We start from the raw sequence: 12,379 nt of genomic DNA on the forward strand, positions 1-12,379 counted from the left end.
TCGAGGTCAGCACGCGATGGTGCTGACCTGGCCACCTTCTCCATATTTGAGCAGCAATCGGTCGCGCGTGATCAACGTACCGCCGATGTCGCGCGTCGTCGCGAGCATGATGCGATCTGCAGGGTCGCGCGGCGGCTCGCCTGGCAAGAAGGACGACGCAATCAAGATATCGGGGGTGAGCTTGGCTAGCTGGACTCCGTCGATTGCAAGCAGCCGCTGGAACCAGCGCTCGGGTGTGGTGGAGAGGCCTATGCGATTGCGCGAAACAAGTAGACCTATCTCCCAGGCCGTGATCGGAGATACGAAGATCGGGCTGCCCGCGCGGTAAGCATTTTCGATCGCTTCCTTGGCCTCCACCGCGATAGGCTCGTCCTCGACGACCCATATCGCGGCGTTGGTGTCGAGCAGCAATGGCGCGGCTTCACTCATAAACTTTGCCCCAGTCTGGATCGGCCGGCTCCGTCAAATCCACGCCCGGTGGAATCCGCACCATTCCCTTCAGGGCACCGAATAGCGGGTGCCGGCCACTTTTCCTGGTCCTCTGGGGGAGGGCCTCGGAAGGCTTTTGCTCCGTCCGTCGAAACACGACTTTGCGCGCCCTTGTGTCGACCTGTTCCGTTCGGAATCCGGCAGCCAGCCACACCCTGGTCATGACGTTGTTCGTCGGATTGTTGCTCCACCAGGCCGGATATTGAGGCGAGTTAGGAGGCAGCTTCCCACCAATTACTCTTTCGATCTCGGCGAAGGTCATCGGCACTTCGCGGGTCTTTTGCGACCTCAGGAACTCGCCCAGCCGGTCATATTTTCCCATGGCCAGTCTCCATCGCTCCGAAAACAATACTAAAGCTTTAGAAGTGTGTCAACATACTTGAAGTAAACCCATTGCGCCTCATCGTGTGGCGCCTACGATGATCGCAAACCAAAAATACCAAGGGAGAAGCATCATGAGCTCACTCGCCGGCAAGCAGGGTCCGCGCTATCGCCACACGGCTGAGGAGGGCGCACCTTACGAGACCATCGCGGTCGAGAAGCTCACCCCCATCATCGGTGCGGAAATCTCGGGCGTCGATCTCGGCTCGCTCGTCGATGGCGACGCCCGCTCCAACCGGCAGATGGACGAGATCCACCGCGCGCTCGCCGAAAACCTCGTCATCTTTTTCCGCGACCAGCAGATCACGCCGCAGCAGCACCTCGCCTTCGGCCGCAAGTTCGGCGAGCTGCACTTCCATCCGGCCGCGCCGCACGAGGATGAAGACCCGGCGCTGATGAAGATCTACGCCGACAAGAACTCGCCGCGCGCCAATGGCGAGGGCTGGCATTCCGACGTGTCCTGCGATCTCGAGCCGCCGATGGGCTCGATCCTCTACATCAAGCAATGCCCGCCGCGCGGCGGCGACACGCTGTTCGCCAACATGTATGCGGCCTATGAGGCGCTGTCGGACCGCATGAAGGCCTATCTCGACGGGCTCACCGCGCTGCACGACGGCGAACCGATCTATCGCGGGCTTTACGCCAATTACGGCGTCGCCGACCGTCCGAGCTACCCGCATGCGGAGCACCCCGTGGTGCGCACGCATCCGGTCACGGGCAGGAAGGCGCTCTACGTCAACCGCGGCTTCACCCGCCACATCAACGGCATCCCGCGCGACGAAAGCGACGCGATGCTGGCCTATCTCTACCAGCACGCCGAGAACCCGCTGTTCCAGTGCCGCTTCCGCTGGACCGAGAACGCCATCGCCTTCTGGGACAACCGCTGTACCCAGCACCGTGCGATGTGGGACTACTGGCCACACACGCGCTCGGGCACGCGCGTGACGGTGAAGGGGGAGCGGCCGGTTTAACCCCCCCCTCGCGCTCTGCGTCGCGTCCGGGACACGAGCGCTATCTTGCGTTGACGCACTCCAATTCCCGCGCCAATCTTCCCGAAAATAAATCGCGGGCTTCGTCGTCGCCCGTGGGTCGCGGCAGCGGAGTAGCGCTTGGGGCAATCGCGCAGGATCATCGCCGGGCTGGTCGCGTCGATCCTGCTGTCGTCGCTCGCCCTTGTCGATGCCGGCGAGGCCGCTGCCGCGCGAAAGATTGCAAGACCCAGGCCGAAGCCGTCGCCGCCGGCCAAATGTGAGATGCCGAAATTTCGGATCGTCGTGGATGTCGGGCACACCCCCGATTCCTACGGCGCGTTGAGCGCGCGCAATGATCCGGAGTTTGGCTTCAATCTCGTTCTCGCAAAACTCATCACAGCGAAGCTCAGGTCCGAAGGCTTTGCGGCAACGCGCCTGCTCGTCACGGATGGCAAGGCGCGGCCGAGCCTGTTCAAGCGGGTCAGTGCCGCGAATGACGGCCGGGCCGATCTCTTCCTGTCGGTCCATCATGATTCGGTGCCGGACAGACTGCTTGAGACCTGGGAGTTCGACGGCGCAAAGAGCTATTTCAGCGACCGCTTTTCGGGTCACTCGCTGTTCGTGTCGCGGCAAAATCCACACTTCGCCACCAGCCTGATGCTGGCGCGGATGATCGGCAGGCAGTTGAAGGAGCAGGGCCTGCACTATGCAAGCCAGTACACCCTGCCGGTGATGGGCCGCTACCGGCGCCAGCTCCTCGACAAGGAGGTCGGCGTCTACCGCTATGACGGGCTCGTCGTGCTGTCACGGACGAGGAGCGCCGCCGTGCTGCTCGAAGCCGGCTCGATCATCAATCGCGACGAGGAAATGGAGATGAACTCGCCGGAGCGGCACGAGGCGATTGCGGGAGCTGTCGCAGCGGGGATAGGGGAGTTTTGCGCGAGGCGGTAGTTTGCGCTCGCAATGACGAAAGCCTACAGCGGCCCACCCCGATATTCCCGGTTCGCCAGGCTTGCCTCCTCCAGGTCCAAATCGCGCTCGATCCGCCGCCTTGTCTCGTCGGTGATCTGGCCGTCGCGCAGGAGGTTGTGAATGAATCTCCTTTCGGCGGCGATCAGGTCGCGGGTCAGCGCGGTACCGGCGGCTGAGACGTCGTGGTGGTTGGGATCGAGCGAGTCCGGGAGCTGGTTGACTCGGATATCGTGTCGTGCGCGCAGCAGCCGCATCACTTCTTCGGACACGTCCTTCTGCGCGGTCAGCGCGTCGAGCGATTCCAGTGCGGCATCGAGCGCCTGGCGGCGGGCGGCGATCTCGGCTTCGTGCTCGGCGACATGCTCATGGCGGCCGGCCTCGGCGACGCCGAGCCAGCGCACGACCGGCGGAAGCGTCAGGCCGATGCCGATCAGCGTGACGAAGATGACGCCGAAGGCGACGAACAGGATCAGGTCGCGATATGGAAAGACCTCGCCATCAGGCAGCGTGAACGGCAGCGCCAGCGCGGCCGCGAGCGATACCGCGCCGCGCACGCCGGTGAAGGCGAGCACGAACGGCCATTGCCAGGGTGGCGACGGATCGCGCGCGCGCAGCGACTTGCTGAGCATTCGCGGCAGATAGGTTGCGGGATAGAGCCAGGCGAAACGCGCGACCACGACGATCACCAAGACCACGGCGGTTGCGATCAGGATGTCGTCGAGCGGGAACGCCTTCGATTTCTCGTAGAGCGCGCGCATCTGGAATCCGGTGAGCAGGAACAGCAAGCCCTCGATCAGGTAGATGATGAGGTCCCAGAAGAAGATGCCTTGCAGGCGTGTCGCCGAGGAGATCAGCAGGGGGCCGTTCCAGCTCACATAGAGGCCGCAGGCGACGGTCGCGATCACGCCGGAGCCGCCGACATGCTCGGGCAGCCAGTAGGAGACGTAGGGCGTGATCAGCGACAAGGTCAGCTCGACCTGCGGATCCCCCGACCATTTGCGGAAGCGAAGGGAGAGCCAGCCGACGCCGATGCCGAAGGCGATCTCACTGGCGACGATGAGGAGGAATTCGCCGGCCGCGAGCGGCAGCGAGAAATGCCCGACCATGATCGCGGCAAGCGCAAAGCGATAGAGGATCAGCGCCGTGGCATCATTGGCGAGCCCCTCGCCCTCGAGGATGACCAGGAGCCGGCGCGGCATGTTGAGCCGGCGCGCGATCGCGAGCGGCGCCACCACGTCGGGCGGCGCGACGATGGCTCCCAGCAGAAAGGCGATGGTCCAGGGCAGGCCGATCATGTAGTGCGTGGCGGCCGCCACCATCGCCGCGGTGAAGATCACCGCGCCAACCGCGAGCAGCACGATCGGGCGCAGATTGTTCCTGAACTCGCGCCAGCTCATGGCGACGCTCGCGGAGTAGATCAGCGGCGGCAGCACCATCAAGAGCACCAGTTCCGGCGGCAGCTCGACCGGCGGCATGCCCGGCACGAAGGCCAGGCCGACGCCGGCCAGCATCAGCAGGATGGCAGGGGCGACGTTGAACCGGCGCGCGGCCAGCGCCACGCCTGCCAGCACGGCGAGCAGGATGAGAAAGGTCTGAAACTTCGCTTCCATAGTGGTTTGTCTTGAACCGGAAGCGCCTGCACCGTCAATGCGGTGTCGCTCACGCCAGCCGGCCGGCTACCATCTGTCCAATCTTCGCAAACAAAGCCGCGATCTGCGCCGCATTCGGCGAGCCGCCCTGAGTGTAGGCCGCGATCAGGATCGGTACATCCGGCTTCGGCCAGGCGACAGCGATATCGCCCGACGCATCCTTGCCGTTGTAGCCGGTCTTGTCGCCGATCTTCCAGCTTGGCGGCAGCCCGCCACGCAGCCGGTTCGCGCCGGTCTTGCAGTTCAGCATCCAGTCGGTGAGCCGGAGGCGCGATTGCGCGGACAAGACTTCGCCCAGCACCAGCCGCCGCAGATTGCCCGCCATCGCCGCTGGCGTCGTGGTGTCGCGGGGATCGCCGGGCGGTGAGCGGTTGAGCTCTGGCTCGTTGTGGTCGAGCTGCGAGGTGGTATCTCCGAGCGACCGCCAGAATGCGGTCAGCGCGGCGGGCCCGCCGATCCGCGCCAGCAGCAGATTGGCGCAGGTATTGTCGCTGAGTTCGACGATCGCCTTGCACATCTCGCCGACCGACATCTTGCCGGCCGCGAGATTTTGCCGGGCGACCGGTGCGTATTCGAGCAGGTCGGCTTGGCCGTAAGGGATCATGGCCGCAAGCTGCTCCTCACCGCGATCGACCCGCGCCAGCACGCAGGCCGCAAGCGAGGCCTTGAATGTCGAGCACATGACGAACCGCTCGTCGGCGCGCCAGGCGAGCTTTGCGCCGGTCGCAAGGTTCTCCGCATGGACCCCGACCCGCCCGCCGCTGTCGCGCTCATAGGCTTCGAGCTCGGCCGGCGCCTCCGCGGCAAGCGCGGGAGAAGCGGCGATCCAGCACAGGGAGGCGAGCAGGGAGCGGCGATCGAGAAGCATGGGAGACCTTTGGTGTGGGTCAGACGGGGGAGGGATGTAGCGTACGCTTTATCCGCACGGTCATTGCGAGCGGAGCGAAGCAATCCAGTCTGCCTCCGCGGCGAGATTCTGGGTTGCCTCGATTCGCTCGCGATGACGAATGGAGAATGAGTGCGACAGATTTCAGGCAGCGGAAGATCGGGAAGACTCACTCCCGCAGGTCGTACCTGTACGATTTCGATACGATCTGCCAGCCATCGGCGAGCTTCATCGCGACCAGATAGTCGGTGAAATAGCGTGGCGGCAGCTGGCATTTGACCTTGATGAAGGCGGTCTTGTCGTCGGAACGATCGATGGTGACGATGAAATCCTCGCGGGGCTTGCCTTCGGCTTTGGCGGAGGCGCGCTTGCGGACGCGGTCGAGCCAGTCGGGCACGGTCAGAACCTGGAGCTCGCCCTTCTCGACCCAGCGCAGGTCGGCGGAGGGATGGAAGATGGCGCCGAGCTTTTCGGCGTCGCCCTCATAGAGCCCGTCAAAATAGGATTGCACGACGGCTTCGACGCTCGAACGGTTCTGGCTCATGGGTCATCCCTCTGCATGATGGCTTGCCCTTGCATGATTGCTTGGGCGGAACTTAGTCGTACGCATCAAAATGCGCTATGGGTCTGTCAGCCATTTGCGCGAAGGTATCGTCATGACCGGTTCAGACAATTCGAACGCACGTATTCTCGCCGGCGAATGCTATTGCCGCGCTGTCCGCTTTGAAGTGGCGGATGCGTTCTCCTATGCGATGAACTGCCACTGCTCGAACTGCCGCCGCACCACCGGCGCCGCCTTCAAACCGTTCGCCGGCATCCCGCAGGACAAGCTCCGCATCGTCCAGGGTGGGGACCTGCGGATGATCTTCGGCGACGATACCACCCATGATGCCCATTGTGCCCGCTGCGGCTCGCTGCTCTATTCCCGGGTGCGTGAAGGACAATGGGTCCATGTCGCCATGGGGACCTTGGTCGATGCCCCCTCGATCAGGCCGAGCGCCCATATTTTCGTCGGCTCGAAGGCGCCTTGGCATGAAATTACGGACAATCTGCCGCAATATCGGGAGCACATCGGGGTTGTCTGAGGGAACCCGATCCTCCCGGCGAACCGCGATCCCGCTGGTGCGACAAACAAAAAAGTGGCCTCTCGGCTTGTCGTTGGCACCCTTCGTGACCTCCATCACAAGCGCCCGCGGTGGATCTTGCTAAAGCGGTCCCAAAGGGCCCAAGCGGCCCCGAACCATCGGAAGTCGTGTCATGCGCAATTTGCTCAGACTTTGTCCGCTTTTCGTCGCGCTCGGCCTGCTGTTCGGTGCCGGGCCCGCTTTTGCCGGAAAGCGCGTCGCGCTGGTGCTCGCCAATTCGGCCTATCAGCATGCGCCCTCGCTCGCCAACCCCGTCAACGACGGTTCCGTGATGACGAACACGCTGAAGGAGGCGGGCTTCGATGTCGTCGAGTCCCGGCACGATTTGTCGGCGCTCGATACGCGGCGCGTGCTGCGCGACTTCGCCGACGCGACACGCGATGCCGATATCGCCGTGGTCTACTATGCCGGACACGGCATCGAGGTCGAGGGCTCGAACTATCTGATCCCGGTGGATGCCAAGCTCGAGCGCGACACCGATGTCTACGACGAGGCGCTCTCGCTCGATCGTGTCCTGGTCGCGGTCGAGCCTGCAAAGCAGCTTCGCCTGGTGATCCTCGATGCCTGCCGCGACAATCCGTTCGGCAAGAGGATGAAGCGCACGATCGCCTCGCGCGGCATCGGTCGTGGTCTCGCCCAGGTCGAGCCGACCAGCCCCAACACGCTGATTGCCTATTCGGCCAAGGCCGGTTTCACGGCGCAGGACGGCGACGGGGCCAATAGCCCGTTCACCGTTGCGCTGTCGAAGCATCTGACGACGCCGGGCCTCGACGTCCGCCGCGCCTTCGGCTTCGTGCGTGACGACGTGCTCAAATCGACGGGCAACAAGCAGGAGCCGTTCGTCTACGGCTCGCTCGGTGGCGAGGACGTGCCGCTGGTGCCGGTCAAGGTCGCGGCCGTAACGCCGGCGGCGAATCCCCAGGCTGATATCCGCCGTGACTACGAGCTCGCGCTCCAGGTCGGCAACAGGCCGGCGTGGGAAGCGTTCCTCGCTCAGCATCCCGACGGTTTCTATGCGAGCCTCGCCAAGCTTCAGCTCGAAAAGATCGGCGCCGAGCAGGCTCACGTCGCGGCCATCGAGAAGGCGAAGCGGGCCGACGCTGAGCGCGATCGTCTTGCTGCGGTCGGCGCGCAAAAGGATGCGCAGGCCAGGGCTGCGGCCGATGCGAAGGCCGCCGAGCAGGCGCAGCTTGCCGCGCAGAAGGCCAAGGAGCAGGCGCAGCAGCAGGCGGCTGCCGCCGAGCAGCAACGCGTCAACCTCGCCGCCACGGCGCCGAGCACCGCGCCGGCCAGCACGACGAGCGCCGCGGGCACGAGCGTCGCCTCGCTGACCCCGGCGACCGCGCCGGCCGATCTCAACCGCTCGGTGCAGAGCGAACTCGGTCGCGTCGGGTGTTTCGCCGGGCAGGCCGACGGCAACTGGAATACGTCCTCGCAGCGATCGCTGTCGCAGTTCAACCGCTATGCCGGCACCAAGCTCGACGTGAAGGTGGCGAGCACCGACGCGCTCGATGCGGTCAAGTCAAAACCATCGCGCGTCTGCCCGCTGGTCTGCGAGCACGGCTTCAAGGCCGATGGCGACAAGTGCACCAGGATCGTCTGCCGCGAGGGTTATGCGGTCAACGATGACAATGAATGCGAGAAGCAGCGTGCCGCCAAGCCGGCCAGGCCTGCGACCGCGAAGCGCGACGACGGCGACGAGCGTCCCGCACGGCAGCGTCGTCAGTCTGGCGGCGCGGCGGGCGGCTACGGTGCCGCCGGTATTGCTGCTGCTGGCGCCGGCCGCGCGACGAGTGGGGGGCAGATCTACTGCAACAACACCGGTTGTCGTCCGGTCCATCGCGGTTGCCGTCTCGAATATCGCGGCGGCGGCGGCCCGGGCAACGACGCCAATGCCGAGGTGTGTTACTGACCGCCACTTGATGGGTCGTCCCGGCGAGGGCCGGGACGACAGATTATTTTGAGATCGCGCTCGCCGCGATGTTCACCGTCAGCGCCAGCAGCGCCGTGTTGTAGATAAAGGACACGATGCCGTGCGCCGTCGCGGTGCGACGAATGGTCTTGTCGGTGATGCCGACGTCGGAGACCTGCGCCGTCATGCCGATCACGAAGGAGAAGTAGACGAAATCCCAATAATCGGCGTGGTCTTCCTTGTCGCCGCTCGGAAACTGAAGGCCACCTGCCGTACCGTCGCGATAATAATCATGCGCGTAATGCAGCGCGAAGGTCGTGTGCACCGCAGCCCATGACAGTACGATGGTGATGATCGCGATCGTCAGCTCCAGGCCGCCGCGATGCGGCGTGCCCAGTTCGGAGACGATCGCCGCGATGCTGGCGAAGGCACCGGTCGCGGTGACGAGCAGGATCACGAATCGGCCGTCGTCCTGCATCGCGGCGGCGCGACGGATATGCTGGTGGTCGTTGCAGAGCATCATCGCATAGACCAGCACGAGATAGACGGCGATCAGCGCGTCCCATCCGAACAGGAGTCGCGTCACCAGCCGGGGCGCGCCCGGCAGCAGCAGGCAGACGAGGATGCCGACAGCGAGCGCAACGAACGTCCGCGGCCGCGCATAAAGCAGCCGCATCGGCCGCGACATCTGGCGGAAGCGGACAAGAGCGGGATCCTCTTTGCCGCGGGCCGCCATCGGCGCGCGTCAGTTCTTCCGTTCGGCGACGAAGCGCGCGGCGGCCTGCAGGACGGCGGCGCGGTCGCCGAAGATCGACACTGCGTTGTCTGCGCGCGCGAGCAAATCGCGCACGCGCTGTTTGGCGCCTTCGATGCCGAGCTGGGTGACGAAAGTGGTTTTGCCGAGGGCCGCGTCCTGGCCCGAGGGCTTGCCGAGCGCGGCGGCATCGCCTTCGACGTCGAGCAGGTCGTCGGCGATCTGGAAGGCTTCGCCGAGCGCGCGGCCGTAATCGTCGAGCGCCTGGTATTCCGCACTCGAGGCCTGGCCGAGGATCGCGCCGGCGATGCAGCCATAGCGCAGCAGCGCGCCGGTCTTCATCTGCTGAATACGGGCGACATCAATCGGCTCGTTGCCACCGAAGCGGCCTTCGCCGGCGAGATCGAGGATCTGGCCGCCGACCATGCCGCCGATGCCGGCGCAGCGCGCCAAAGCGCGCGTCAGCATCAGCCGCACATTGGCGTCCCGATGGATCTCGTCGCGGGTGATGATGTCGAAGGCGAGCGTCAACAGGCCGTCGCCCGCGAGGATCGCGGTGGCGTCGTCGGTCTTCTTGTGCAGGGTGGGGCGGCCGCGGCGCAGGTCCGAATTGTCCATCGCCGGCAGGTCGTCATGGATCAGCGAATAGCAGTGGATGCACTCGAGCGCCGCGCCGGCGAGCAGAGCCGCCTCGCGCGGAACGCCGAACACGGCCGCGCTCTCGACCACCAGGAACGGCCGCAGGCGCTTGCCCCCGTTGAGGCTCGAATAGCGCATTGCGTCCATCAGTCGCTTGGGCCGGGCGATTTCGTCGTGCAGGATGTCGTCCGACAGCAGGCGCCCCAGCAGGGCCTCGGTGTCATCAGCGGTCTTGTCCAGACGTTTGGCGAAATCGGACGGGGACGTGCCGGTCATCAAGAAGGGCTCCAAGGCTCCAGAACTAAAATTCGGCGGGACAATCCTTTATGCGCCCGCCCCAGTCAATCGTTTGGAAGGGCTAAAAAGTGCTGGAAAAGGCCCGAATAATCACAGACTTAATGGTCCAGCCCGTGGCCGCGTTTCATTTTGCGCCGGAAAGATCGATTTGCGCATCGTCAAAATCCTGCTGGCAGTGTTCGTGGTCGTGGCTCTCGCGCCCTATGTGATCGCGCCGTTCTATCGCACTGGCCATCCCGTTTCGACGCTGATGGCCTGGCGCTCGCTTCGCGGTGCGCCGATGCAGCGGGAGTGGATCGATCTGGCGGAAATGTCGCCCTATTTGCCGCGCGCGGTGGTGGCGGCAGAGGATGCCCATTTCTGCAAGCATCATGGCATCGATTGGGGCGCGTTGCGCGAGGCGATCGACGACGCCCAGGAGGATGGTACGCCATTCCGGGGCGCCTCCACGATCACCCAGCAGGTGGCGAAAAACCTGTTCCTCTGGCAGGGGCGGGATTTCGTCCGCAAGGCGCTCGAATTCCCGCTGGCGCTCTGGATCGATTTCGTCCTGCCCAAGCCCCGGATCCTGGAGATTTACCTCAACGTCGCCGAGTTCGGCCCGCGGGGCCAGTTTGGCGTCGAGGCGGGCAGCGCCTTTGCCTTCGGCAAATCGGCCGCCAGCCTTTCCCCGCGAGAAGCGGCCCTTCTGGCCTCCATCCTGCCAAATCCGGTCAAACGCAGCGCCAAAACCCCCGGCCCGGGTGTCCGGCGGCTGGCGGCAACCTACATGGCGCGGGGGCAGGCGAACTCGCTTGCGATCTGTTGGCGCGAAAATCGCTGATTTTTTGGCCCGTTCCGGACGCATTTTCCGGCCCAAGAGCCTAGCTTTACGGCCGGCCTTCCTCTATAAGCGCGGCCTTGATCGGCATTCAGCTCGCCTCGTATTGCGGGTGCTGAGCCGTCCCTTCGCGGACGATGCCCTGATGACACCAATCCCTAGAGGATATTGAAATGGCCGTTCCGAGAAGAAAAACCTCGCCGTCGCGCCGTGGCATGCGCCGCTCGGCTGACGCCATCAAGAAGCCGACCTATGTGGAAGACAAGGACTCCGGCGAGCTCCGTCGTCCGCACCATCTCGACCTCAAGACCGGCATGTACAAGGGCCGTCAGGTCCTGAAGAAGAAAGAGTCCTGAAGACAGGACCTTTCCCTCAGGCGGGATGATTGAACCCGCGTGATTTCGGCCAACCCATGAGCTAGACGGTGACGGCGGCGGAGCAAATGCTTCGCCGCTGCATTGTTCTGTCCGGATATCTTGATCGAGAAGGCATTTCGCCGATGGTCGGTTTCCCGCTGCTTCTGATTCCGCTCGCGGTGTACAACATCATCGCCTTCCTGATGCCCAGCGTGTCCTTTTCGGACGTGCTGTTCCAGGTGCCGATGGTCACGGGCGAGACCTGGCCGGTCACGCTCGCCGATCTCCTGCTCGCGCTCGGCGTGGTTCTGCTGCTGCTCGAAGTGGTCAAGGGTGCGCGGCCGGGCTCGAAATTCCTGATGGATCATTTGTTGTCGCTGATCGTCTTCGGCGCCGCCGCCGCGGAATTCGTGATGTGGCCTAAATTCGGCAACTCTACCTACTTCCTGCTGGTTTTGCTGGCGATGGCCGACTTCCTCGGCGGCATTGCCCAGCGCACGCGCCGTCGCGTCACCTACATCGCCGAGACGACGGTGCCGGCGCCACGCAAGGCCAAGCGCACGGCCGAACCGCCGGCGGATGATGTGGAGGCTGCCTCCAGGTTCGAGCCGGTGATTGCGCCGCAGCCGGCGCCGGTGGTGCCGCCCGCATCCTCGGCGCAATCCGTCGCCGAATCCGTGCTGATGGATCATCCAGCGCCGAAGCCGGTGCAGGGCTCACCCTCGCCGGAAATTCCCTCGCCGCATCTGCAGCCGGGCAACGGTACGCCGCCCTCGCCCGATACGCCGCCGCGCTGATCAGCCTCAAGCCACCTGCCGTGTCCGCGCGCTGACGCTTCCCAGCGGACGCTTGCTGCCATAGGCCATTCGCGCATCTTCGGAAGAGGCGCGGCGGAGCCGGCCGGTCTGGCGCAAATATTCGGCATTGGCGATCAGCTGGGTGACGAAGCTGGGATCGGGGCGCGGCAGCGGTGCCTTCTGAACCCACTGCAATGTCGGCATGAGCGGCACCAGGGCCGTGCCCGGGCCGTTGTCCGCCGTGTCCGATCGTTCAGTACTCAACATCGCAATCACCGTTGATCCGGCGAGATTGTCGCGTTTCGGGACGC

The 12,379-nt window shown here is 64.6% G+C and carries 15 protein-coding genes; 7 read left to right on the forward strand and 8 right to left on the reverse strand.

From position 1 onward, the window contains the following. Positions 1-6 precede the first annotated feature (6 nt). Both XH87_RS06915 and XH87_RS06920 read right to left on the reverse strand, forming a co-directional pair. On the reverse strand, positions 7-429 hold the full coding sequence (locus XH87_RS06915; RefSeq protein WP_035702825.1) for a type II toxin-antitoxin system VapC family toxin: 423 nt from the start codon (positions 427-429) through the stop codon (positions 7-9). Further along, a complete protein-coding gene (locus XH87_RS06920; protein WP_271586657.1) occupies positions 422-811 on the reverse strand; it encodes a DUF7662 domain-containing protein in 390 nt (129 codons plus the stop codon). The genes XH87_RS06915 and XH87_RS06920 overlap by 8 nt, the downstream gene beginning before the upstream one ends. 133 nt (positions 812-944) lie before the next feature. Between XH87_RS06920 and XH87_RS06925 the strand changes: the two genes are divergently transcribed. Both XH87_RS06925 and XH87_RS06930 read left to right on the forward strand, forming a co-directional pair. Then, entirely contained in the window at positions 945-1,841 is an 897-nt protein-coding gene (locus tag XH87_RS06925; protein WP_271586658.1) for a TauD/TfdA dioxygenase family protein, read from the forward strand. Between the two features lie 138 nt (positions 1,842-1,979). Continuing rightward, positions 1,980-2,792, forward strand: a complete 813-nt coding sequence (locus XH87_RS06930) for an N-acetylmuramoyl-L-alanine amidase (protein ID WP_271586659.1) — start codon at positions 1,980-1,982, stop codon at positions 2,790-2,792. Positions 2,793-2,815: 23 nt separating this feature from the next. Here XH87_RS06930 and XH87_RS06935 read toward each other — a convergent pair whose 3' ends face one another. The 3 genes from XH87_RS06935 to XH87_RS06945 form a co-directional block, all read right to left on the reverse strand. After that, a complete protein-coding gene (locus XH87_RS06935) occupies positions 2,816-4,423 on the reverse strand; it encodes a Na+/H+ antiporter (RefSeq protein ID WP_271586660.1) in 1,608 nt (535 codons plus the stop codon). A gap of 49 nt (positions 4,424-4,472) precedes the next feature. Further along, a complete protein-coding gene (gene bla, locus XH87_RS06940) occupies positions 4,473-5,330 on the reverse strand; it encodes a class A beta-lactamase (protein WP_271586661.1) in 858 nt (285 codons plus the stop codon). 187 nt (positions 5,331-5,517) lie between these two features. Next, positions 5,518-5,892, reverse strand: a complete 375-nt coding sequence (locus tag XH87_RS06945) for a nuclear transport factor 2 family protein (RefSeq protein WP_035702816.1) — start codon at positions 5,890-5,892, stop codon at positions 5,518-5,520. A 112-nt stretch (positions 5,893-6,004) separates the two neighbouring features. Here XH87_RS06945 and XH87_RS06950 point away from each other — a divergent pair, with 112 nt between their 5' ends. Both XH87_RS06950 and XH87_RS06955 read left to right on the forward strand, forming a co-directional pair. Then, positions 6,005-6,433, forward strand: a complete 429-nt coding sequence (locus tag XH87_RS06950; RefSeq protein ID WP_271586662.1) for a GFA family protein — start codon at positions 6,005-6,007, stop codon at positions 6,431-6,433. A gap of 172 nt (positions 6,434-6,605) precedes the next feature. Next, on the forward strand, positions 6,606-8,405 hold the full coding sequence (locus XH87_RS06955; protein WP_271586663.1) for a caspase family protein: 1,800 nt from the start codon (positions 6,606-6,608) through the stop codon (positions 8,403-8,405). Between the two features lie 43 nt (positions 8,406-8,448). On the opposite strand, the gene XH87_RS06960 is transcribed toward XH87_RS06955, so the two are convergent. Both XH87_RS06960 and XH87_RS06965 read right to left on the reverse strand, forming a co-directional pair. Continuing rightward, positions 8,449-9,141 carry a DUF1345 domain-containing protein gene (locus XH87_RS06960; protein WP_271586664.1) on the reverse strand — a complete coding sequence of 231 codons (693 nt, stop codon included), beginning with the start codon at positions 9,139-9,141 and terminating at the stop codon, positions 8,449-8,451. A 9-nt stretch (positions 9,142-9,150) separates the two neighbouring features. Then, a complete protein-coding gene (locus tag XH87_RS06965; RefSeq protein WP_158667820.1) occupies positions 9,151-10,074 on the reverse strand; it encodes a polyprenyl synthetase family protein in 924 nt (307 codons plus the stop codon). A 169-nt stretch (positions 10,075-10,243) separates the two neighbouring features. On the opposite strand from XH87_RS06965, the gene mtgA reads away from it, so the two are divergent. The 3 genes from mtgA to XH87_RS06980 all read left to right on the forward strand — a co-directional run bounded on the left by mtgA (position 10,244) and on the right by XH87_RS06980 (position 12,068). After that, positions 10,244-10,918, forward strand: coding sequence for a monofunctional biosynthetic peptidoglycan transglycosylase (gene mtgA / locus XH87_RS06970; RefSeq protein ID WP_035702805.1), 675 nt, complete (start codon positions 10,244-10,246; stop codon positions 10,916-10,918). Between the two features lie 170 nt (positions 10,919-11,088). Continuing rightward, on the forward strand, positions 11,089-11,271 hold the full coding sequence (rpmF, locus tag XH87_RS06975; RefSeq protein ID WP_007598106.1) for a 50S ribosomal protein L32: 183 nt from the start codon (positions 11,089-11,091) through the stop codon (positions 11,269-11,271). A gap of 143 nt (positions 11,272-11,414) precedes the next feature. Then, complete coding sequence (locus XH87_RS06980) at positions 11,415-12,068, forward strand: hypothetical protein (protein WP_271586665.1); 654 nt, start codon at positions 11,415-11,417, stop codon at positions 12,066-12,068. A 6-nt stretch (positions 12,069-12,074) separates the two neighbouring features. Here XH87_RS06980 and XH87_RS06985 read toward each other — a convergent pair whose 3' ends face one another. Further along, positions 12,075-12,335: a hypothetical protein gene (locus XH87_RS06985; RefSeq protein ID WP_271586666.1), complete on the reverse strand. Its 261-nt coding sequence runs from the start codon at positions 12,333-12,335 to the stop codon at positions 12,075-12,077. Between the last annotated feature and the right edge of the window lie 44 nt (positions 12,336-12,379).

Origin of the sequence: Bradyrhizobium sp. CCBAU 53415 (genome assembly GCF_028128735.1) — a bacterium.
In the GTDB taxonomy this organism is placed as follows: Bacteria; Pseudomonadota; Alphaproteobacteria; order Rhizobiales; family Xanthobacteraceae; genus Bradyrhizobium.